This is a genomic window from Mycobacterium sp. NGS67 (genome assembly GCF_059812185.1).
Window position 1 is genome coordinate 13,901 of the sequence record NZ_JCALCF010000012.1, and the last position, 20,284, is coordinate 34,184.

Annotated in this window: 26 protein-coding genes; 12 read left to right on the top strand and 14 right to left on the bottom strand. The window is 65.9% G+C overall.

All coding sequences use genetic code 11. From position 1 onward, the window contains the following. Position 1: 1 nt before the first annotated feature. The gene (glpX, locus tag AC5Y4D_RS13325) at positions 2–1,078 is read right to left on the bottom strand and encodes a class II fructose-bisphosphatase (RefSeq protein ID WP_499946626.1); all 1,077 of its coding nucleotides are present in this window, start codon (positions 1,076–1,078) and stop codon (positions 2–4) included. A gap of 54 nt (positions 1,079–1,132) precedes the next feature. Here glpX and AC5Y4D_RS13330 point away from each other — a divergent pair, with 54 nt between their 5' ends. Next, the gene (locus AC5Y4D_RS13330; protein WP_500037371.1) at positions 1,133–1,771 is read left to right on the top strand and encodes a DUF4245 domain-containing protein; all 639 of its coding nucleotides are present in this window, start codon (positions 1,133–1,135) and stop codon (positions 1,769–1,771) included. A gap of 12 nt (positions 1,772–1,783) precedes the next feature. Then, complete coding sequence (locus tag AC5Y4D_RS13335) at positions 1,784–2,581, top strand: dienelactone hydrolase family protein (protein ID WP_500037372.1); 798 nt, start codon at positions 1,784–1,786, stop codon at positions 2,579–2,581. Here AC5Y4D_RS13335 and AC5Y4D_RS13340 read toward each other — a convergent pair. Both AC5Y4D_RS13340 and AC5Y4D_RS13345 read right to left on the bottom strand, forming a co-directional pair. Further along, entirely contained in the window at positions 2,578–3,015 is a 438-nt protein-coding gene (locus tag AC5Y4D_RS13340) for an NUDIX domain-containing protein (RefSeq protein WP_500037373.1), read from the bottom strand. The genes AC5Y4D_RS13335 and AC5Y4D_RS13340 overlap by 4 nt on opposite strands. Further along, complete coding sequence (locus tag AC5Y4D_RS13345) at positions 3,015–4,166, bottom strand: AI-2E family transporter (RefSeq protein ID WP_500037374.1); 1,152 nt, start codon at positions 4,164–4,166, stop codon at positions 3,015–3,017. Before AC5Y4D_RS13345 ends, AC5Y4D_RS13340 begins: the two co-directional genes overlap by 1 nt. A 100-nt stretch (positions 4,167–4,266) precedes the next feature. Here AC5Y4D_RS13345 and AC5Y4D_RS13350 point away from each other — a divergent pair, with 100 nt between their 5' ends. Next, on the top strand, positions 4,267–5,808 hold the full coding sequence (locus tag AC5Y4D_RS13350) for a carboxylesterase/lipase family protein (RefSeq protein ID WP_500037375.1): 1,542 nt from the start codon (positions 4,267–4,269) through the stop codon (positions 5,806–5,808). On the opposite strand, the gene AC5Y4D_RS13355 is transcribed toward AC5Y4D_RS13350, so the two are convergent. Genes AC5Y4D_RS13355 through AC5Y4D_RS13370 form a run of 4 tightly spaced genes read right to left on the bottom strand, consistent with a single transcriptional unit; the run spans position 5,795 to position 9,043 of the window. After that, on the bottom strand, positions 5,795–6,904 hold the full coding sequence (locus AC5Y4D_RS13355; protein ID WP_500037376.1) for a 3-beta-hydroxysteroid dehydrogenase: 1,110 nt from the start codon (positions 6,902–6,904) through the stop codon (positions 5,795–5,797). The genes AC5Y4D_RS13350 and AC5Y4D_RS13355 overlap by 14 nt on opposite strands. Positions 6,905–6,958: 54 nt before the next feature. After that, entirely contained in the window at positions 6,959–7,216 is a 258-nt protein-coding gene (locus tag AC5Y4D_RS13360; RefSeq protein WP_499946633.1) for an exodeoxyribonuclease VII small subunit, read from the bottom strand. Next, positions 7,206–8,447, bottom strand: a complete 1,242-nt coding sequence (xseA, locus tag AC5Y4D_RS13365) for an exodeoxyribonuclease VII large subunit (RefSeq protein WP_500037377.1) — start codon at positions 8,445–8,447, stop codon at positions 7,206–7,208. Before xseA ends, AC5Y4D_RS13360 begins: the two co-directional genes overlap by 11 nt. After that, the gene (locus AC5Y4D_RS13370) at positions 8,444–9,043 is read right to left on the bottom strand and encodes a lipid droplet-associated protein (RefSeq protein WP_499946635.1); all 600 of its coding nucleotides are present in this window, start codon (positions 9,041–9,043) and stop codon (positions 8,444–8,446) included. The genes xseA and AC5Y4D_RS13370 overlap by 4 nt, the downstream gene beginning before the upstream one ends. An 88-nt stretch (positions 9,044–9,131) precedes the next feature. Between AC5Y4D_RS13370 and AC5Y4D_RS13375 the strand changes: the two genes are divergently transcribed. Beyond that, the gene (locus AC5Y4D_RS13375; protein WP_499946636.1) at positions 9,132–10,139 is read left to right on the top strand and encodes a 4-hydroxy-3-methylbut-2-enyl diphosphate reductase; all 1,008 of its coding nucleotides are present in this window, start codon (positions 9,132–9,134) and stop codon (positions 10,137–10,139) included. Between the two features lie 54 nt (positions 10,140–10,193). Here AC5Y4D_RS13375 and AC5Y4D_RS13380 read toward each other — a convergent pair whose 3' ends face one another. After that, positions 10,194–11,411 carry a DUF6542 domain-containing protein gene (locus tag AC5Y4D_RS13380; RefSeq protein WP_499991736.1) on the bottom strand — a complete coding sequence of 406 codons (1,218 nt, stop codon included), beginning with the start codon at positions 11,409–11,411 and terminating at the stop codon, positions 10,194–10,196. Positions 11,412–11,495: 84 nt separating this feature from the next. Between AC5Y4D_RS13380 and ychF the strand changes: the two genes are divergently transcribed. The 3 genes from ychF to AC5Y4D_RS13395 all read left to right on the top strand — a co-directional run bounded on the left by ychF (position 11,496) and on the right by AC5Y4D_RS13395 (position 13,329). Continuing rightward, positions 11,496–12,569, top strand: a complete 1,074-nt coding sequence (gene ychF, locus AC5Y4D_RS13385) for a redox-regulated ATPase YchF (protein WP_500037378.1) — start codon at positions 11,496–11,498, stop codon at positions 12,567–12,569. Positions 12,570–12,652: 83 nt separating this feature from the next. Then, a complete protein-coding gene (locus AC5Y4D_RS13390) occupies positions 12,653–12,892 on the top strand; it encodes an AbrB/MazE/SpoVT family DNA-binding domain-containing protein (protein WP_499946639.1) in 240 nt (79 codons plus the stop codon). Beyond that, positions 12,889–13,329 (top strand): PIN domain-containing protein, encoded by a 441-nt coding sequence (locus tag AC5Y4D_RS13395; RefSeq protein WP_499946640.1) that lies wholly within the window; start codon positions 12,889–12,891, stop codon positions 13,327–13,329. Before AC5Y4D_RS13390 ends, AC5Y4D_RS13395 begins: the two co-directional genes overlap by 4 nt. A 180-nt stretch (positions 13,330–13,509) precedes the next feature. On the opposite strand, the gene arr is transcribed toward AC5Y4D_RS13395, so the two are convergent. From arr to AC5Y4D_RS13415, 4 genes are all read right to left on the bottom strand, one after another. Continuing rightward, entirely contained in the window at positions 13,510–13,911 is a 402-nt protein-coding gene (arr, locus tag AC5Y4D_RS13400; RefSeq protein ID WP_500037379.1) for an NAD(+)--rifampin ADP-ribosyltransferase, read from the bottom strand. 44 nt (positions 13,912–13,955) lie between these two features. Beyond that, positions 13,956–14,546 carry a TetR family transcriptional regulator gene (locus AC5Y4D_RS13405; protein WP_500037380.1) on the bottom strand — a complete coding sequence of 197 codons (591 nt, stop codon included), beginning with the start codon at positions 14,544–14,546 and terminating at the stop codon, positions 13,956–13,958. A gap of 57 nt (positions 14,547–14,603) precedes the next feature. Next, positions 14,604–15,710: a dihydrodipicolinate reductase gene (locus AC5Y4D_RS13410; protein ID WP_500037381.1), complete on the bottom strand. Its 1,107-nt coding sequence runs from the start codon at positions 15,708–15,710 to the stop codon at positions 14,604–14,606. A gap of 192 nt (positions 15,711–15,902) precedes the next feature. After that, positions 15,903–16,295, bottom strand: a complete 393-nt coding sequence (locus AC5Y4D_RS13415) for a DUF732 domain-containing protein (protein WP_500037382.1) — start codon at positions 16,293–16,295, stop codon at positions 15,903–15,905. 113 nt (positions 16,296–16,408) lie between these two features. On the opposite strand from AC5Y4D_RS13415, the gene AC5Y4D_RS13420 reads away from it, so the two are divergent. Further along, the gene (locus AC5Y4D_RS13420; RefSeq protein WP_500037383.1) at positions 16,409–16,756 is read left to right on the top strand and encodes an Mtp family mycobacterial-type pilin; all 348 of its coding nucleotides are present in this window, start codon (positions 16,409–16,411) and stop codon (positions 16,754–16,756) included. A gap of 9 nt (positions 16,757–16,765) precedes the next feature. On the opposite strand, the gene AC5Y4D_RS13425 is transcribed toward AC5Y4D_RS13420, so the two are convergent. Next, positions 16,766–17,140, bottom strand: coding sequence for an HNH endonuclease (locus AC5Y4D_RS13425; RefSeq protein ID WP_500037384.1), 375 nt, complete (start codon positions 17,138–17,140; stop codon positions 16,766–16,768). A 213-nt stretch (positions 17,141–17,353) separates the two neighbouring features. Between AC5Y4D_RS13425 and AC5Y4D_RS13430 the strand changes: the two genes are divergently transcribed. Together AC5Y4D_RS13430 and AC5Y4D_RS13435 are read left to right on the top strand one after the other, a co-directional pair. Then, positions 17,354–17,644 (top strand): hypothetical protein, encoded by a 291-nt coding sequence (locus AC5Y4D_RS13430; protein ID WP_499991718.1) that lies wholly within the window; start codon positions 17,354–17,356, stop codon positions 17,642–17,644. 325 nt (positions 17,645–17,969) lie between these two features. Further along, positions 17,970–18,452, top strand: coding sequence for an SRPBCC family protein (locus AC5Y4D_RS13435; RefSeq protein WP_499946647.1), 483 nt, complete (start codon positions 17,970–17,972; stop codon positions 18,450–18,452). 82 nt (positions 18,453–18,534) lie between these two features. On the opposite strand, the gene AC5Y4D_RS13440 is transcribed toward AC5Y4D_RS13435, so the two are convergent. After that, the gene (locus AC5Y4D_RS13440; RefSeq protein WP_500037385.1) at positions 18,535–18,741 is read right to left on the bottom strand and encodes a hypothetical protein; all 207 of its coding nucleotides are present in this window, start codon (positions 18,739–18,741) and stop codon (positions 18,535–18,537) included. A gap of 416 nt (positions 18,742–19,157) precedes the next feature. Here AC5Y4D_RS13440 and AC5Y4D_RS13445 point away from each other — a divergent pair, with 416 nt between their 5' ends. Together AC5Y4D_RS13445 and AC5Y4D_RS13450 are read left to right on the top strand one after the other, a co-directional pair. Further along, positions 19,158–19,490 carry a hypothetical protein gene (locus AC5Y4D_RS13445; protein ID WP_499946648.1) on the top strand — a complete coding sequence of 111 codons (333 nt, stop codon included), beginning with the start codon at positions 19,158–19,160 and terminating at the stop codon, positions 19,488–19,490. 280 nt (positions 19,491–19,770) lie between these two features. Beyond that, the gene (locus AC5Y4D_RS13450) at positions 19,771–20,283 is read left to right on the top strand and encodes an OsmC family protein (RefSeq protein ID WP_499946650.1); all 513 of its coding nucleotides are present in this window, start codon (positions 19,771–19,773) and stop codon (positions 20,281–20,283) included. Position 20,284 lies beyond the last annotated feature (1 nt).

Below are 20,284 nucleotides of genomic sequence, written 5' to 3' on the forward strand. Positions count from 1 at the left end.
GTCAGGGCAGGGGATAAGCGGCGCTGGTGTCGCCGGTGAAGTCGATCGCCGAGTATTCGTTGAGCTTGGACAGCCGGTGGTAGGCCTCGATCATCCGCACCGTGCCCGACTTGGAACGCATCACGATCGACTGGGTGGTGCAGCCTCCGGGGTAGTAGCGCACACCCTTGAGCAGATCACCGTCGGTGACCCCGGTCGCACAGAAGAAGACGTTCTCACCGGACACCAGGTCGGTGGTGGTCAGCACCCGGTCGACATCGTGGCCGGCGTCCAGCGCCTTGCGACGCTCGGCATCGTCCTTGGGCGCCAATTGCGCCTGGATGGCTCCGCCCATGCAGCGGATCGCGGCCGCGGTGATGATGCCTTCCGGGGTGCCGCCGATGCCGGCCAGCATGTCGGTGCCCGAGCCGGGCCGACACGCGGAGATCGCACCCGCGACGTCGCCGTCGGTGATCAGCCGGATGCGCGCGCCGGTGTCGCGGACGTCGGCGATCAACTGCGCGTGCCGCGGCCGGTCCAGGATGCACACGGTCATGTCGGCCACCGACAGCGCCTTGACCTTGGCGACCGCCCGGACGTTCTCGCCGATCGGTGCGGTGATGTCCAGCACGTGCGCCGCCTCGGGTCCGACGGCGATCTTGTTCATGTAGAACACCGCCGACGGATCGAACATCGCATGACGGTCGGCCACCGCCAGCACCGAGATGGCGTTCGGCATGCCCTTGCTCATCAGTGTGGTGCCGTCGATCGGGTCGACGGCGAAGTCGCACTCCGGCCCGTCGCCGTTGCCGACGTGCTCGCCGTTGTAGAGCATCGGCGCTTCGTCCTTCTCGCCTTCGCCGATCACCACCACGCCGCGCATCGACACCGAGTTGACCAGCTGGCGGATCGCGTCCACCGCCGCGCCGTCGCCGCCCTCTTTGTCGCCGCGCCCGACCCACCGGCCCGCGGCCATCGCGCCGGCTTCGGTGACCCGGACCAGTTCCATGGCCAGGTTGCGGTCCGGGGCTTCGCCGCGGGAAGGTCGCGACGGGCTCGCAACGGAGGTCGGCGACGCGCCGGATCCCTGTGCAGTCATAGCTGCGATTGTCCCAGAAGCGGAACACCCGACTGGAGCTGGGATACTCGGGGAGTGACCGCCGAGCCGCAGCCGACCCCCAAACCGGCCAAGCCGCGAGTGCTGCAGGACGGCCGCGACATGTTCTGGTCGCTGGCGCCGCTGGTGGTGGGTTGCATTCTGCTGGCGGGAATGGTCGGGATGTGTTCGATCGCGCCGGGCGGTACGAACCGGGGCACGGTCCCGTCCTACGACGCGGCGACGGCATTGCGTGCCGACGCTGCGACGCTGGGATTCCCGATTCGCATGCCGCAACTGCCGCCGGGCTGGAAACCCAATTCCGGAAGCCGCGGCGGAATCGAGGGCGGCCGCACCGACCAAGGTCAGCGGCTACACGCGGCGACCTCGACCGTGGGTTACCTCAGCCCGACGGGGATGTATCTGAGCCTGACCCAGAGCAACGCCGACGAAGACAAGCTGGTGGGTTCCATACATCCCGGCATGTACCCGACCGGAACCGTCGACGTCACCGGGACCAGCTGGGTCGTCTACCGGGGCGCCGATCAGAAAGGTGCGGTCGAGCCGGTGTGGACCACCCGCCTGGGCAGCCCGGCCGGCCCCACCCAGGTCGCGATCACCGGCGCCGGTTCCCCCGACGAATTCCGGACCCTGGCGGCCGCGGTGCAATCCGTGCAACCCCTGCCGGCACGATAGAAAGGCGCCGACGTGAGCTCCCCTGAAGCAGACCTCTCCGGGTGGTCGGTGCAGCCGTTCACCGGTGCCGGCTATACCCACGACGTGTACCGCAAAGGTTCGGGTCCCGGCGTGCTGTTGATCCCGGAGATACCCGGCATCCACCCGGGCGTACTGGGGCTGGGTAATCACCTGGTGGACAACGGTTTCACGGTGGCCATTCCGTCGCTGTTCGGCGAGCCGGGACGGGCCCAGTCACCTGGCTACATCGCCGCCACGATCGGCAGGGCTTGTGTGGCAAAGGAATTCGCCGGCTTCGCCACCGACAAGCAGCGGCCGGTGTCGCTGTTCCTGCGCGCGCTGGCCCGCGATCTCAACGGCTCGACACCGGGCAGCGGGGTAGGCGTGATCGGCCAGTGCTTCACCGGCGGCTTCGCCTTGGCCGTCGCCGTCGACGACAGTGTGCTGGCCCCGGTACTCAGCCAACCTTCCGTGCCGTTTCCGTTGACCCCCAAGCAGCGCCGCGACCCCGGTCTGAGTGAAGCCGAGCTGAGCATCGTCGCCGGTCGCTGCGCCGACGAGGGCCTGTGCGCGATGGGGTTGAGGTTCAGCGAGGACATCGCGGTGCCGCGGGAACGGTTCCAGACCCTCAAGCAACGTCTGGGCGACGCGTTCGAGGTGATCGAGATCGACTCGAGTCCGGGCAACGCGCACGGTTTCAGCCGGATGGCGCACTCGGTGCTCACCGACGAGGTCCGCGAGGTCGACGGTCAGCCGGCCTACGAAGCGCGCAAGCGGGTGGTCGAGTTCCTCACCCGGCGGCTCACCTAGCGAAATATCGACATCGGATGAATCAACGCACCCTCCAGAACTTCCCGCGCGAGGTCGGCGACTTCCACCGACCGCAGCGGCAGCTGGGCCATCTCGTCGAGCGTGAACCACGCGGCGCCCAGTGACTCCTCATCCGGCACCGACTTCGGCGGACGGTCGTCGGCCGGGTGGGCCACGAAGATGACGCGCATCCGCGCGTTGCCGGGCAGCGGTGTGTGCTGAATACGCAACACCCCGTCCAGGACGATGTCGATCCCGGCCTCCTCCCGCGTCTCCCGGTGCGCCGCAATGGCGAACGTCTCTCCCGGTTCAACGCGGCCGGCCGGGAGGTACCACAGCTGACCGTGTTTGCGTTCGCGCACCAGCAGAAACCGCCGGCCCAGTCGGACCAGCACCAGGGAGAAGTTCCAGGTCGGAATCGGTTCGCGGGCCATCAATCCGGGACCGCGGTCTGCGCTTCGTCCTTGCCTCGGCCAAACCACTTGCGCCGCACCGGCTTATCGTCAGCGGCCTGCAGTGCCGGCAGGTCCACGCCCTTGTAGACCGCCAGGTAGACGTCGATCGTGGTGACGATGATGATCATCAGCACCGGACCGATGATGATGCCCCACGGGCCGAACATCGAGATGCCGGCGAACACCGACAGCAGCATCAGCGCCGAGTTGAGCCGGGCGTCGCGCGGCACCAGGACCGGCCGCAGGAAATTGTCGATGTTGGTGACCACGATCAGGTGGAACAGGATCACGAACAGTCCGCCGCCGATGTTGCCGAAGAAGCACATACCGACGCCGAACGGAATGGTCACGATCCCGCCGCCCAGCGGGATGATCGACAACGCGGTCAGCACGATCGCGAAGATGAAGAAGCCGTGGTGAAATCCCGCGAGGTAGATGGATGCGGCGCCGGCGACGCCCTGGCAGAACGCGATAACGAACTGTCCGTTGACGGTGCCGCGCACCATCGAGCCCATCTTCTGCAGGTACAGGTCGGTGACTTCGTCGCCGAGCGGGTTGAGCTGGCCGATCAGGGTCCGCATCTTTTCGCGGTGTACCAGCAGCGCGACGAACACGTACAGGAAGATGATCGCCGAAGTGATGATGCCGGCCAGGCTGCCGGCCGCGTTCTGCAGGATCCCCAGTAGCCAGTGGCCCGCGTTCTGCGCGGCCGAGACCACCGTCTCGCGCAGGTTCTCCGCGGTGACCGTGACGTGTACGAACGGCACCCGGCTCAGCAGCTCGTTGACCAGATGCAGGGTCTTGTCGCCCAACGTGTTCAGGTCGGTGGTCTTCATCCACCCGGCGACCGAGTCGACCATCCGGGCGATCTGGACGATGGCCAGTGTCACCAGCAGCGCGACCGGCACGATCACGATGCCCAGCGCGGACAGCAAGGTGCAGGTGGCCGACAGTCCGGTATTCAGCCGCTTGTTGAACCATTTGTACAGCGGGGTGAACAGATACGCGCCGACGGCGGCCACCACGATCAGGACGAAATAGTTGCGCAGAAAGTAGGCGCCGAACAGCACTGCGACGAGGGTGATGATCGCCAGCGCACGTTTCTGGGTAACCGTGAACTCGGTATTCATGCCTTGGCCGGGCCACCTCCGGTCGGTGTTGAGCGCCTCGTTACCTTATCGTCGTTTCGCGGGATGCGAGGCGACTCTGCCTCTGGCCAGGAGGAACAGCATGAGTGTGATCGAGACCAGTTACGGTCCGGTGCGCGGTGCCGACCTCGACGGCCCGCCCGGCCGGGTGACCGTCTGGAAAGGCATCCGGTTCGCTCGCGAACCCGTCGGCGATCTGCGGTTTCGGGCACCGGAGCCGCCTGAGCCGTGGACCGAGGTCGCCGATGCCACGGAGTTCGGGCCGGCCTGCCCGCAGTCGACGCTGCCGAACATGAAGCTGGACTTGGGCGCCCCGCAGGGCGAGGACTGTTTGCGCCTGAACATCTGGGCGCCGGCCGGCACCGGACCCGGGGAAGGCAAACCGGTGCTGGTGTGGCTGCACGGCGGCGCCTACGTCTTGGGCTCGGCCAGCCAGCCGCTCTACGACGGCCACACCTTGGCCGCGACCGGTGACGTGGTGGTGGTCACGGTCAACTACCGGGTCGGGGCGCTGGGGTTCTTGGACCTGTCGTCGTTCAGCACCTCGCAGCAGCGGTTCGACTCCAACATCGGCCTGCGGGACGTGCTGTCCGCACTGGGCTGGGTGCGCGACAACGTCGCGGCGTTCGGCGGCGACCCCGCCAACGTCACGTTGTTCGGTGAATCCGCCGGCGCCGGCATCGTCACCACGCTGCTCGCCAGCTCCGCGGCCGAAGGTCTGTTCGTCCGCGCTATCGCGCAAAGTTCGCCCGCCACTTCGGTTTACGACCGGGACCGGGGGCGGCGGGTGGCCGTTGCCGTCCTGGACAAACTCGGGATCGCCGAATCCGACGGCCACCAGGTGGCGACCGCGTCGACCGAGGCGCTCATCGCGGCGACCAGTGAAGTGTTCAACGAGGTGCCGGTCAGCAATCCGGGCACGCTGGCGTTCGTGCCGATCGTCGACGGCGACCTGCTGCACGATCAGCCGGTCAAGCTGGCGCAGCAGGGCCGCCTGCTTCCGGTTCCGTTGATCATCGGCACCAACAAGCACGAAGCGGCCCTGTTCCGGTTGCTGCGGTCCCCACTGATGCCGATCACGCCGCATGCGATCACCACGATGTTCAGCCAGATCGCCGCCGAGCAACCCGACCTGCAACTGCCCACCATGGAGGATTTCGGGCAGGCGTACTCGGGCCGGCAGAAGTCGCGCAGCGTCGGCATGGCCACCGACATCGGGTTCCGGATGCCGTCGGTGTGGCTGGCCGACGGCCACAGCAGGGTGGCGCCGGTGTATCTGTACCGGTTCGACTACGCGACACCGTTGTTCAAGCTGCTGATGGTCCGGGCCGCCCATGCCACCGAATTGCCTTATGTGTGGGGCACTCTGGGCGGCCCGCAGGACATGTCGCTCAAGCTCGGTGGTGCCAGGACGGCGACGACGGTCTCTCACCGGATGCGGACCCGATGGATCAACTTCGCCGCGCACGGTGAGCCCGGCGGACCGCCCGGCGAGCCGCGCTGGCCGCGTTACTGCGAGCCCGACCGCGCCTGTCTGGTGATCGACAAACGCGATACCGTCGTCAACGACGTCGACGCGCGGATCCGGGAGGCGTGGGGCGCTGAGATGGTCAGCTTCCGGTAGGCGCCTTCGCGCCCTTCTTCTTGGCCGCCTGCGCGTCGGCGTTCATCTTGTGGAACATCTCCACGTAGTACGGCAGGCATTCCTTGAGTGCCTGCTCGGTGGTGAACAGCGGTTCGTAGCCCAGGTCGCGGCGCGCCTTGGCGATCGAGAAGTAGTTGTCCAGATACAACCGTTCGACCGCATTGGGCTCGAGAAGCGGTGCGGGGAAACCGAATCGGAAGTGCAGCCGCTGCCACCCCGTCATCACCCAGTGCACCGCCGGGCCGGAAACCCTGAGCTTGGGCCACTTCACGCCGCACGCCTCGACGACCGGGCGGGCGAACTCGAACATGTTGATCGGCTCGGCATCGTTGATGAAGTACGCCTGGCCGGGCGCGGTGCCGCCGGGCACCAGGTGCTCTGCGGCGAGGATGAAGCCGTGAATCAGGTTGTGCACGTAGGAGTTGTCCAACTTCGCCGACTTGCGGCCCACCAGCACCTTGACGTGGCCTTTGATCACGCTCTCGAAGAGTTTGCGGAACATGGTCTGGTCACCGTTGCCCCAGATACCGCTGGGCCGAATCGAACACGTCAGGATTCCACCGACGTCGTTCTGGGACAGCACATATCGCTCGGCGACCACTTTGGTTTCGGTGTAGAGATCGTGGAACCGGTCGGTGTAGGGCAGCGTCTCGTCGCCGTTGGCGATGTTCTTGCCGCCCATCACCACGCTGTTGGACGCGGTGTAGACGAACCGCTTGACGCCCGCGTCGCGCCCGGCCTCCAACAGGTTCTCGGTGCCGCCGACGTTGACCGAGAAGTTGCGCTGCCGGTATTCCTCGGTCACCGAGGCGCCGCCCATCAGTTCGATGATCGCCGCGGTGTGGAAGACGGTGTCGATGCCGTCGACGGCGGCTTCGCAGACGGCCTTGTCGGTGATGTCGCCCTGCAGCACTTCCAATTTCGGGTGCTGGGGCAGCGGGGAGGGCGCCCGGTCGAAAGAGCGGACTTGGTATCCGCGCTCCAGCAATGTCCTGACCAGATTGGCGCCGACGAAGCCTGAGCCGCCGGTGACCAGGACGCTGCCGAGTTCGGTTGTCAGTGATGCATCACCCATCGGGGGAGCATAACTAAAACGTGTTCCAGTTCGGAACAGAAACAGGTCGGCGAATCAGTTTTGTTCGGCTTCCCCGGCGGCCAGCGCGTCCGCCACCCGCTGGCGGGCGCCAGCTAAGTGTTCTTCGCACCTTTTGGCGAGTTGCTCGCCTCTTTCCCAAAGCTTCAGCGACGCGTCGAGATCCAGACCGCCCTGCTCCAGCTGCCGCACGACTTCGACCAGTTCGTCGCGGCAATTTTCATAGCCGAGCTGACTAACAGGTGTAGTCGTGTCGCTCTCGGAATCAGGAACCATCTCGGGATCAGAAATCATCAAAGCGTCCTTCGCTCACCGCTGCGACGGCACCGTCGGCGACCCGTACCCGCAACCTGGTACCCGTGGGTGCGTCGTCGGTGCAGCGCAGCACCTCGGCGGCTGTCGGTGTCACCACTTGGACCACGGCGTAGCCGCGAGCCAGGGTCGCCGCCGGACCCAGCGTGGACAGTCGTGCGGCCAGGTGGCCGATGCGTTCGGTCTCGCCGTGGAGCAACCGCTTGACGTCGCGGCGCAGCGCGGTGCGGGCGCGCTGCACCTCTTCGCTGCGCGTCGTCACCATGCGCAGCGGATCGGCCAACACCGGTCGGCTGCGCAACTGCGCCAGCGCGCGTTGCTCGCGGGAAACCCAGTTCCGCAGCGCCTGAGCGTTACGCCGGCGCAGGTCGTCGATCAGGCGCTGTTCGACCGCGGTGTCGGGAACCACTTTCTTGGCCGCGTCGGTGGGGGTGGCCGCGCGCAGGTCGGCGACCAGATCGCAGAGCGGATTGTCGGGCTCGTGGCCGACGGCACTGATCACCGGTGTGCGGCAGGCCGAGATCGCCCGGCACAGCGTCTCGTCGGAGAACGGCAACAGATCCTCGACGCTGCCGCCGCCGCGGGCCAGCACAATCACGTCGACATCGGGGTGCCGGTCGAGTTCGCCGAGGGCCGCCACAATCTGCGCGACGGCGTTGACACCCTGGGTCGCCGCGTGCCGGATGACGAACCGCACCGCGGGCCAACGCGCAGCCGCCACCGTAGTCACATCCCGTTCGGCGTGGCTTGCCCTACTGGTGATCAGGCCGATCATGTTGGGCAGGAACGGAATCGGACGCTTCAGGCGAGGGTCGAACAGTCCCTCGGCGTCCAGCAGCCGGCGCAACCGGTCGATGCGGGCCAACAGTTCGCCGACGCCTACGGCACGAATCTCGTTGAGCCGCAACGAAAACGTGCCACGCCCGGTGTAGAAGGAGGGCTTGCCGCACACCACCACTTGAGTGCCCTCGGTCAGCTTCACCGGTGCCCGCAGCACCAGGTCGCGCGAACAGGTCACGGTCAGCGACATGTCGGCTGCCGGGTCACGCAGCACCATGAACACCGTATTGGTGTTCGGTCGCATATTGATCTGAGCCAGTTGGCCTTCCACCCACACGGTGCCCAGCTTGTCGATCCAGCCGGCGACCCGAATGGCGACGGCGCGAACCGGGAAGGGGTTCTCGGCTGAGTTCGCGTTGGGCGCGCCGGTCACTTCGCCGACGCGCGGGTGATCCTGTTGGCGAGCAGCGTCTGGAACGGCGCGCGGGCCTTGGTGGCCTGCTCGTAGGCCAGCAGCGCCTCGAGTTCGGCGACGTCCAGCGACTGCAGCCGGGCCCGCAGTTGGGCCAGCGTCAGCTGCGGATAGTCGAGTTCGGTTGCCACCGGCGGTACCGGGGCGCCAGGGCCGGCCTGCTGGTCGTCCGGCTGCGTCCGGGACTCGACGGTCTCGGCCGGGTCGGACACCGAGTACAGCGCGAAGCGCCCCTCGGCGCGGCGGTCGCCGTCGACCCCGTCGACCGGGATGGGGGAGAACCCGCCCTGGCCGCCGCCGTCGATCACCTCCAGGTCCTCGTCGAACGTCGCCCACTCGGGTTGCTCGTCCTTGGGCGGGAACAGCGACTCCAACGTGGTGTCGCCCTTGATGACCAACTCAGCCAGGTTCTGCTGGAAGCGCATCACCAGATGAGCCGCCTGGGACGCCAGCGTCATCGGGTACATGAGGATCGTGCGCGGGAGCTTGATCGTCTCCTCGACGGCGACTGTCGCCGCGCCGACCAGCAGCCGAAACCCGTACGGTGCAGTAGTCATGGCTCCAAGACTGCCTCAAGCAGCGGCGAACTCCAAGCTGGGGCCGCTGAGATGGCAGGCCGGTATCGGCAGAAAGTACCCTGGACGCATGGTGCCGACTATTGACATGGGAATTCCCGGTGCCTCGAGATCGGTAGTCGACGACCCCACCGGTAAACGAGTGTTGCTGGCCGAGCCGCGTGGCTACTGCGCGGGGGTGGACCGGGCGGTCGAAACGGTGGAACGTGCGCTGGAAAAGCACGGCGCACCGGTGTACGTGCGGCACGAGATCGTGCACAACCGGCATGTGGTCGACACGCTGGCGCAAGCCGGCGCGGTGTTCGTCGAGGAGACCGACCAGGTTCCCGAAGGTGCCATCGTGGTCTTCTCCGCGCACGGCGTCGCACCGACGGTGCACGCGGCCGCCGCCGCGCGCAACTTGCAGACCATCGACGCGACCTGCCCGCTGGTCACCAAGGTGCACAACGAGGCGCGCCGGTTCGCTCGCGCCGACTACGACATCCTGCTGATCGGCCACGAGGGGCACGAGGAGGTCATCGGCACCGCCGGCGAGGCCCCCGATCACGTGCAGCTGGTCGACGGGGTCGAATCCGTCGAGCATGTCCGGGTTCGTGACGAGGACAAGGTGATCTGGTTGTCGCAGACCACATTGTCCGTCGACGAGACGATGGAGATAGTGGAACGGCTGCGCCAGCGCTTCCCGAAGATGCAGGATCCGCCCAGCGACGACATCTGCTATGCGACGCAGAACCGCCAGGTCGCCGTCAAGGCGATGGCGCCCGAATGCGAGCTGGTGATTGTCGTCGGCTCCCGCAATTCGTCGAACTCGGTGCGGCTGGTCGAGGTGGCGCTCGGCGCCGGGTCCCGGGCGGCGTACCTGGTCGACTGGGCCGACGACATCGATCCGGCATGGCTGGACGGGGTCACCACGGTCGGCGTCACATCCGGGGCGTCGGTTCCCGAGGTGCTGGTCCGCGGTGTGCTCGAGCGGCTGGCCGAGTACGGCTACGGCACGGTGCAACCGGTGACGACGGCCAACGAGACGCTGGTCTTCGCGTTGCCGAGGGAGATCCGCCCGGCGCGGGCGAAGAGCTAGGGACGCCGGGAGTCTCCTTATTTCAATCTCGGTGACTCAGCGCCGCCGAGCAGGTCAGGCGTCGTACTCCCACGCATCGGGCGACGGCCGCCGCGGTGCCCGCGACCGGTTGCGGCGCGGTTCGTCCCGTCGCTCGTCGCGAGGTTCGCCGCGCGAGGCCTGCCCGCGGTACCGCACCTGCGAAATCGGGTGGTGAGTGGGACTGGACCCACCGGATCCCGCCGAAGCGGCGCGCCGGCTGCGCGGCTCGTAGGGCGGCTCGTACGGCGGGTACGGCTCGTAGCCACCGCGACGCTCGTGCCGGCTGCGGCGTTCGCCCCGGATGGGCGGCTCGGCCCGATCGTAGGTGTCGTACGGATCGAAGCGGCTACTGCGCGGTTCCGGACGGTCGTAGGCCCGCTCGTAGGAATTGCGGCGCGGACGCGGCTCCCGGCGCATCTCCCGCGGCGGTGGGGTGCGCGGGTCAGGGTCGTCGTCGGGGCGGCGCCGACGCGGTCGCCGGGGCGGGTCAGCGGGGTCGAAGTCGGACGCATCGGGTGCCGACGGCCGGCGTGGGGCGCGACGCGGACGCTCGTCGTCTGGCTCGGATGCCTCGTCCGCTCGGCTGTCCGGCCGGACCTGCCGGGAGCGGGTTCGGGTCGGGCGCTGCGCGGATCGGCCGCCGTTACGTGCGGTCCGGCTGGTTCTGGCGGTCCGGCTCTTGGCGTGCGTGGGTGCCGCGTCGGCCGCGTCGACGTCGTCGCCGGAGATACCCGCAAGCAGCGAACTCACCTTGGACCGGATGCCACTGAACACCGAGGGACGCTGGGTGGCGACCTCGTCGTTGTCGCTGTCCCCGGCCTCGCCGTTCTTGCCCAGATACCAGCGAATCAGCCCGATGAAAAGCACGCCACCGGCGGTACCCAACATCAGCGGAAACCGCTCGATCAGCGGGTAACCGCAGTTGATCAGGAGGTCTTTGAACTTGTCGACCTTGCCGCCATGGAACAGCCAGTAGGCCCCCGGCACCGCGCAGAACAGGATCAGCGGCGGCTGGATGACCGCGGTGAACACCGCGGCCTGCCGCACCGCCAGGACCGCGGCTACACAACCTGCGATGTAGAACCCGGCGAAGACGTGGGTCAGTTCTTTGTGGCCGGAGTCGATCAGGTACCCCGCGGCGGTTGCCCCGACAGCGATGAATACCGCCCCCCACCAGGGCACGCCCGGGATGCCCGGGACGATCGAGCGATGGCTCGGTTCGACCCCTGACGTATCCCGCTGCGCTGACACATGTTGACCGTACCGGCAATCCGCCCGAAGGCCCGTATATAGCCGGGCACTCGCCGTTGGCGTCCCCCGTAGACTTGGCTTCCCGTGAGCCTGAGCCTGGGAATCGTGGGTTTGCCCAACGTCGGCAAGTCGACTCTTTTCAACGCGTTGACACGCAACAACGTGGTGGCGGCCAACTACCCGTTCGCAACCATCGAACCCAACGAGGGCGTCGTGTCGCTGCCCGATCCGCGCCTGGACAAGCTGGCTGAACTGTTCAAGTCCGAGCGCGTCGTCCCGGCACCGGTGACCTTCGTCGACATCGCCGGTCTGGTTGCCGGGGCGTCCGAGGGTGCCGGTCTGGGCAACAAGTTCCTGGCTCACATCCGGGAATGCGACGCCATCTGCCAGGTGGTGCGGGTGTTCTCCGACGACGATGTGACGCACGTCTCAGGAAAGGTCGATCCCCGGTCCGACATCGAGATCGTTGAAACCGAGCTGATCCTGGCCGACATGCAGACGCTGGAACGCGCGCTGCCCCGGTTGGAGAAGGAAGCCCGCACCAACAAGGACCGCAAACCGTTGCACGACGCGGCGTTGAATGCCCAGCAGGTCCTCGACAGCGGCAAGACGTTGTTCAGCGCCGGAGTGGACACCTCGCTGCTGCGGGAATTGAACCTGTTGACCACCAAACCGTTCCTCTATGTCTTCAACGCCGACGAAGGGGTGCTGAGCGACGCTGCCCGGGTCGCCGAGTTGCGTGCGTTGGTCGCACCGGCAGACGCCGTATTCCTTGACGCCGCAATCGAATCCGAATTACTCGAACTCGACGACGAGTCCGCTGCGGAGCTGCTGGAGTCGATCGGACAGACCGAGCGGGGCCTGGATGCGTTGGCGCGGGCGGGTTTTCACACGTTGAAGCTGCAGACCTACCTGACCGCGGGGCCGAAAGAGGCGCGCGCGTGGGTGATCCATCAGGGTGACACCGCGCCGAAAGCGGCCGGGGTGATCCACACCGACTTCGAGAAGGGCTTCATCAAGGCCGAGATCGTCTCCTACGACGACCTGGTCGCGGCGGGTTCGATGGCCGCGGCCAAGGCGGCCGGCAAGGTCCGGATGGAGGGCAAGGACTACGTGATGGCCGATGGGGACGTGGTCGAGTTCCGGTTCAACGTCTAAGTCGAGCGGACGGATGCGATTCGAGACATCGTCTACTTGGACTTCACCCCCTGAAAATGGGATTTCACTGGTAGCATGTTCCCATGGAAGCAGTGATCGATTCTGGGGGGCGTGTCGTGCTTCCGAAGCACCTTCGTGACGCGCTCGGCTTGACGCCGGGTACGACGGTGGACATCTCGCCGTACGGGACCGGATTGCAGCTAACACCTGGTGGCAGGACAGCGCGGCTCGAGCGGGATGCGAACGGGCGCTTGGTGGCTCGGGCCGACACCGAGGTTACCGACGAGATGATGTTTGCTCTGATCGACTCCGGGCGACGTTGACGACCGTCCCCGTCACGGCGGTCGACACCAGTGTCGCGGTACCGCTGCTGATGACATCGCACCTTCACCACGCGGTGGTCGCTGCGTGGGCGGAGAGTCGAACCCTGGGTCTTTGTGGGCACGCACTGGCTGAGACGTACTCGGTCCTGACCCGGTTGCCCGGCGATGCTCGCGTCGATGCTGCCGACGCAGTGGCATTGATCGATGGGAACTTCGCTGCGTCGCTGCAACTCGGTGCGCGCGCCGCGCGATCCGCACATCGCGAGTTCGCGCGACGAGGTATTGCCGGTGGCGCAACATACGACGGGTTAGTGGCTTTGGCCGCTCGCGAGCACGGTGCCGTCTTGGCCACTCGAGATGCACGGGCGCGGTCTACCTACGAGGCGCTTGGTGTTGCCGTCCAAGTGCTTGTCGGCGACGTCGGGGGCGTTCAGTGACCGCCGGCGATCCGGTCGAGAGACAACGGCGCCTCATCGAACGTCGAAAGTCGTCTCGAAGCAACTGAGAGACGGGACGACGCCGAGATCCGGCACGCAGTGGCAGAACCGGCCGGTCGATCGATGAACCCCCGTCCGGGCAATACTGACGACCGCGACGGGGTTCCGTTGCGACACTGCTCAGTTGATGATCTCGCCGCGCTCATCCGCGCGTAGCGCGGCCAATCGGTCGTGCCACGCCTGAAGAGCCTCGGGCGACAGCCGCGTCCAGTCCTCGACTTCTGCGATGACCCGGAGCGGTTCACGGCTGCGGTAAGAGCGGGTCGGATTGCCGGGGAACTTCTTGTCGGTGACGTTCGGATCGTTCTCGAATTCACCGGTCGGTTCGACGAGATACACCCGCGGCGTGCCGCCGCCGGCGGCGAGCTCGGCAGCCAGCCCGGCGCCGTCGCGCAGGGCGGTGAAGTAGATGTGATTCATCACGATTTCGGGCCGGTAGTTGGAGCGAAAGCCTGCGGTGACCAGTTCCCCCGTCTTCAGTTCAGCCTTCGTTCCGTGAAAAAACGGGCCTTCGTCCAGCACTGTCTCAGGTTACGGCTACTGCGGCGCGCTTGGGCGGGCGTCAGTCATGCGGTCGGTCTGCCTTCCGCGATTCGACGCGTGACGTCAGTAAGCAAGGCGGTCAGCAGCAACTCGAACGCGCGATCATCCTGCGCGGGTGCGGTAGTGGAAAAGCCGGACGCGTCGGCAACCAAAAACCCTGCCGCGTAGTGCTTTTGGGCCAATCGACCGCGAAGTACCGACCCCTGAACCAGCTCTGAGACCGCTGAGTACGTCTCGTAGGCCGTCTGCTCATCGAGGCCCGCCGCGATCATGCTGGCGATCGCTTTCTGGGTCTCCTGTGCACCGAGCCGTTGCGCCATTGGGCTCAGTGCACCGCGAATGAGGATCAGATCCGTCAACACCGGATCGCGCAGGAAAGTCTGTCGCACACCGCGCACATGCGTCGTCAAGGAATCGCGCCAATCGTCGGAATCGACGAAGGCCGGCATCCCACTGCGGCGTAAAGCCCGGTCCGTCATGGCATCCAGGAGCTCTGATTTGTTGCGAACGTGCCAGTAGACGCTGGTCACTCCCACACCCAACATCTTGGCGACCAGCGGGATACTCAGCTCGTCGACCGACGACTCCGCTGCTATTGCGAAGGCGGTATCCACGATGGCATCTGCGCTCAGGGTGCCGCGTGCTCGTCGCGAGGACTGTTGCGGTGACATTCAGCGCCGGATCTGACGGGTGACGACTGGGGGACCCGCCAGGGGCGCCCCAATCAGTCCAGGTGCAGCGTCGATGACAGCAGGTATGGCGTTGACGGCCGCCATTGCCGTTGCGGCGACGCCGGGATTGGTGGAGTCCCCGGGCGCGGGGTCCAAACGTAGCTCGAGAGTCATGTTGGGTGAGCCCGCGATGCGGAACACCATTCCACCCTGGCCGGGTTGCGCTGGGCGCGGCCAGCTGTCGGGCCAGGGAGTGGAGGTGACGGTGGCGAAGTACTGCACCGACACGACTGGGCGGTCATTGCTGATCGCGGCGAGTTGCCAGCGATGACCGCAAATGGTGTTCTTTGCGATCACCCCCAGTGCGGTGTCGAGATCGTCGGGCGCCAGGATGGTCTCCCAGTCCAACGCCACTGTCTCGACGTCAACCGACAACGTGTCGGCGATGTAGCGCACGACCGGTTCCCAGTCGTTGTTCACCTTGCCCACCGCGATGCGGAGAGGCACGTGACCGTCGGGTTTTCCGAAGCCCATCGACTCGTGCAGGACCTCCCAGATCGGGTAGGCCAGGTCGAGGTCGAGCGCGTACTCGTCCATGCGGTAGGAGTCGACGAGACCGGCGCCGGTCAGCAACGCGGTCGGCAGGTTGAGGCTCACAAACCCGGGTTCGCAGCCGGTCGCGTAGAACGTGGCGTTGCCTTGTCCTGCAGCGCATTCGATCGGTTCACGCCATCGCATTGGAGCTGCCTTCGGATACACCATCGGGATGGCCGAGATGGTCACGACGTTGATGCCGGCCTCGAGGTAGCCGACGATGTCGGCGATGACCTCATCTTCGCGGCGGACGGCGGTCGCACAGTAGGCGACGCAGTCGGGTTTGGCGTCCACGACCGCGGTGAAGTCGTCAGTGGCGCGTATGCCGACCTCAGGACGTCCGCACAACCGGCCCGCATCTTGACCGACCTTCGCCGGTGTCGAGACCTTGACTCCGACTAGATCCAGCGCGGGGTCATCGATGATCGCGCGGAGAGCCGCGCTTCCCGTCATGCCCGTACCGACGTGCACCACGCGGCGCTTGGCGGTCGCAGAACCGAGAGATGCGCTCATCGTCGTTGCCTCTCGAGTTTCGCGGGCGGCTTAACCCGGCGTCCCAAGGCAGTTTGAAGCAAACTGCCGCGCGGCCTCCTTACTGTAGGCAATACTAGTAAGGATTACCAGTGAATTGTTCGACAAGCTGCCGGGGCGACAGACGACGGTCGCTCTCTGCTCGTTGGCTTGTTCAGGCTCGCCCGCCAGCCGTCACGCCGATTGGACACTCGGCGTCGTCGGCCCGGACGGAGGCGTGCTGGGCGCGGTGGGGACTTTGCTGGGTACCGACGGTGCAGTGAGTTCGCCCGCGTACTGGGGGCAGTAGGCCTGGATGGCGGCGCCGGTGAAGTACGCGGCGTTGAGTGACGGCCAGTTGGTGGCGCCCACGACTTTGGCGGTCAGGTCCGCATTGCTGGTGCCGGGGTTCTCCCGCAGCGACCCGCAGACGACGGTCTTAGCGATGTCGATCGCCTTGTCGGGCGCGCCGAAGTTCATCCCGGAGGTGTTGAGGTTGGCGAGGAATGCGTCGTCTTTGGTGTCGGCGAGTGCCGAGGGGGCCAACGCGACAGCAAGGACCAGCAACGCTATGGCTACCCGCACCATGACACGCCTCCCCGGGATTGATTCCACCGCAGTTTAGCGAGCGCCGACGATCAGCGCCCGCCGCGTGAAATCGACACTTGCCAGGAGTGTGAGTGGAGGGAAAGTCTTGACAGATGCGAACCGTAGGTCGGTTGACGACGGCACTGGTAGCTGTCGGGTTGGGGATGTCAGTGCTGGCGGGCGGCGTCGCCCGGGCGGCTCCAGCCCCGTTGCCCAGCAATCACTGGTGTCCAGGGGAGTACTGGGACCCTGCCTGGCAGGACATCTACAACTGGGACTGGCACCAGTGCCACGACTGGCAGAACTCCGGTTTCGTCGGTTGGGGGCCGTGGGGTCCCCCGCCGGGGTGGGCCTCGCCGCGGCCGCCGCAACCGGACTGGGCGCCGGGCGCTCAGTTGCTGTGGAACCCCACTGTCGGCGCGTGGGGATTCTGGAACAACAGCATCTGGACTCCGGTCTAGCCCAAAAGCTCAGTCGGACAACATCATTCGCGGTGAAGGCGCGGTGATCAGCCCGACGATCTCGGCTTGCCGCAGCAGAAATCTACCCTCGTCGAGCTTCTTGCGTCGCATCCAGGTGGTGACTTCGGCATTGCACTTGCTCGCGTTGCAGGACGGGCAGCTGGGCACCACATTGGCCAGGGTGTACCGACCGCCGTTAGCGATGGGCAACATGCAGTCCTTCTGCAGGGCAGAGCCCGTCGCGCCGCAGTAGGCGCAGCCTCCCCATCCGGACTTGAGCGCGTCCCATTGCGCATCGGTCAGGTCATGGACGTGACCGGCCATCCGCCGTTTGCGGCGGCGTGCGTACCGCTGTGCGCGGGTGGGGCGCCGGGCTGACACCATCGGACAACGCTAACGGCACCGGAGTGCGGTGCGGCGCAGCGAAATGCGTCCAACCGTGTTCAATTTCGCACCTCTGCGGGTGGCGAGCCGTGACCGCGCCCGGTGAGTTCAGGCGCGGCGCACACTGCCACACAGCGTCAGACGCTCGTAGATTCGGTGGAGAACCACTCGTCGACTTGGCGAGCGCGTCCTGCCGCGACGGGAGAGAACTCGATGCTCAAATTTCTTGCAGCGGTCACGCTGGTGGCGGTGCCCATGATCCTGGCGCCCAGCGCTCATGCCGACAGAACGGTCACGGCCGGTCAGGCATGTGCGGAGGCCATACCCGGATCGATACCGGTGCAACTCACGTTCGAGTTGTCGTGCCAGGACCCCGAGGTGTGGAAGAGGCAGGGAACGCCCTGGGGGACCGAAGCGATGCCCGTCGTCATGGCGCGCACGTTCCCCGGCTCCTACCGGGTCAACCCCGCCAACCGGTGGTCGGACTGGGTGATCCCGGACTGAACCACGCCGAGCCTCGGAGCCGCCGTTAGCAGGGCTTACCCTCGTTGAGCTGGAACGTCGGTCCCCACACCACCACTGTCGAGGAGCAGGGTGTGCACAGCGTGTCACATCGCGGACCACGCGCGCGTCCCATTGTCAGCTGACCAGCCAAGCCGGTGCGTATTCGCCGATCGGAGGACCGCGTTGGCTAGGTCACACAGATAAGGATTGTCGTTTTGCGCCCCCGGTGCCGGGTAGCCATGGCTGGTAGCAGTCGCACTGGGCAACCGGCATCTTGAGGCGGCAGCAAAGATCCTGTTGGACGGATTGAAGGAGTGATCTATCGATGAAAGAACCCCCCGAGGTCGACAGCGCGCTTGCCGTGCGGCGTGAGACCACCGCTTCGCGCCGTCAAGTCTGGGACGTGATGGCCAACGGATGGACGTATTCGCAGTGGGTCGTGGGCAACAGCCGGATGCGTGCCGTGGATCCGAACTGGCCGGCGCCCGGCAGCCTGATCCACCACACCATCGGGGTGTGGCCCGTCGCATTGAACGACGAGACCGAAGTCGAAGTGTGCGTACCGGTCACCGAACTCGTGCTCCTCGCGAAGGGGCGACCGCTTGGCGGCGCGCGAATCACGGTGCGCCTGAGCGACACTGACGCGGGAGGCTGTCTGATCGAGATGGCCGAGGTACCGTTGGGCGGGCCGCTGAGCTTGATTCCGCGGCGGCTGGCTCTCATGGCCGCGTACCCCCGCAATCGGGAGTGCCTTGCTCGATTATCCGCTCTCGCGGAACGCCGTTCAGAACCTGAGCAAGGTCACTGACGCTGCCGTAGCTGGTTCGGCAACGTCAACAATGCTCCCCGCCGCAGGCCACCCCCGATACACCCTCGCTCGTCGTCTTCGATCACGTGCAACGCCCCCAGTCCGGCCGGTGGATCGTGCGCTCAGCGGCGGTCCAGACCAGCAGATCAGCGGCCACGTCCCCGAATGTGCGCCAATCGGCGCCGGTGACCACATGTGACCCATCCCACGCCCGCAATGCGAAGTGATGAGCCGCCTGCCGTACCCGCGACCATTGATTATGGCCGGTCATGCCTCCGCCATACGTCATGGCGCGAGTTGCTCGTGTTGAATACAACTAGACAATAGTCCTGTTCAGTGGGCTCAACGAAGCGGTGGCGTAATTTGCTGACTATTGTCATTTGTCACACTAACCACATCTGTTTCAGTTTATTGATTTATGCGTGACCTCACTGCGGTATGTGCAGGTCAATGGCGTATTCGGAATGGCGTGACCGGCACCACAAATTTTGTTTCGCTATACATTCTCTGGGTAGCGTGCCGAGCATGATTGCACTTGCAACGCTTTTAGCACTCGTTAATCAGGTGTCCGGGACGCCCTACGTTCCGGGTGGAGATTCTCCGGCGGGCACCGACTGTTCAGGGCTTGCTTCGTGGGTCGCAAATGCGGCAAGCGATAGGCCGATTTTCGGAAATAGGTTCAATACCGGAAACGAAGAAGCCGCATTGGCGGCACGCGGCTTCCAGCACGGCACCGCTCCCAACGCCCTGGTGATCGGGTGGAACGGCGGGCACACCGCGGTGACGCTCCCCGACGGCACCCCGGTTTCCAGTGGCGAAGGCGGCGGAGTGCGCATCGGCGGTGCCGGGGCCTACCAGGCCGGCTTCACCCACCATATGTTTCTTCCCGCCGATGAGCTGCCCGAAGGTGAATTGCCCGCGCCAGACGCACCGCCTGTGCTGGTCGACGCTGTCGCACCCGACTTCGCCCCGCCAGCTCCCGACGTCATGGAACCGGCTCCCGATCCCGTCGGCGAACCGGAAGCACCGGTCGAGTAGTTCACTTCCCGAAGTGATTTGAGCAACAAACGGTCGTTGCGACGTGGCTCACAAACTGGATCGATAACCGCAGCTACGCCCGCCGGCGCATTTGTGGGTTGTGTCACAATGCGCCGCGGGTGTGGTTCGGATACCAAAATCACATTTCACATCAAAGACAATAGTAATTTGTAACAATTCTATTGATGTGATAACCCGATCGGCCACGAATTCGGATTTCATTCGATTCACGCCGAGCGGGAAGCTCGATTCTCGCTATGCGCTTTCGTAAGATTGCGCGATGACATCCTCGACCAGTCAACTTGGTGGCGTCATCAGCGCCACGGCGGACGCCGTCGCCAACGACCCGGCCAACGCCCAGGTGGTCTTTCAGGCCACCGCCGCCGCGCACGACGCAGTGGCCAGCACCATCACCCTCGGCCAGTACCAGGTCGAGGTCGACGAGCCACCCGCTCTCGGCGGGGAAGCCAAGGCGCCGAACCCCGTCGAGTACTACCTGGCCTCACTGCTGTCCTGCCAGATCGTGACCTGGCGCTTCTGGGCCGAAAAGCTGGGCATCACGGTCGACGAGATCACCGCCCGCGCCGAAGGCGACCTCGACGTTCGGGGCTTTTTCGGTTTGGACGCCGGCGTCCGCTCCGGTTTCCAGGAAGTCCGCGTGGTCGTCAAGGTGACCGGACCGGAGACCGCCGAGCGCTACCGTGAACTTCAGCAGGCGGTCGACGCGCACTGTCCGGTGCTCGACCTGACCCGGAACGCGACCCCGGTGACCACCCGGATAGAGCTCAGCTGAC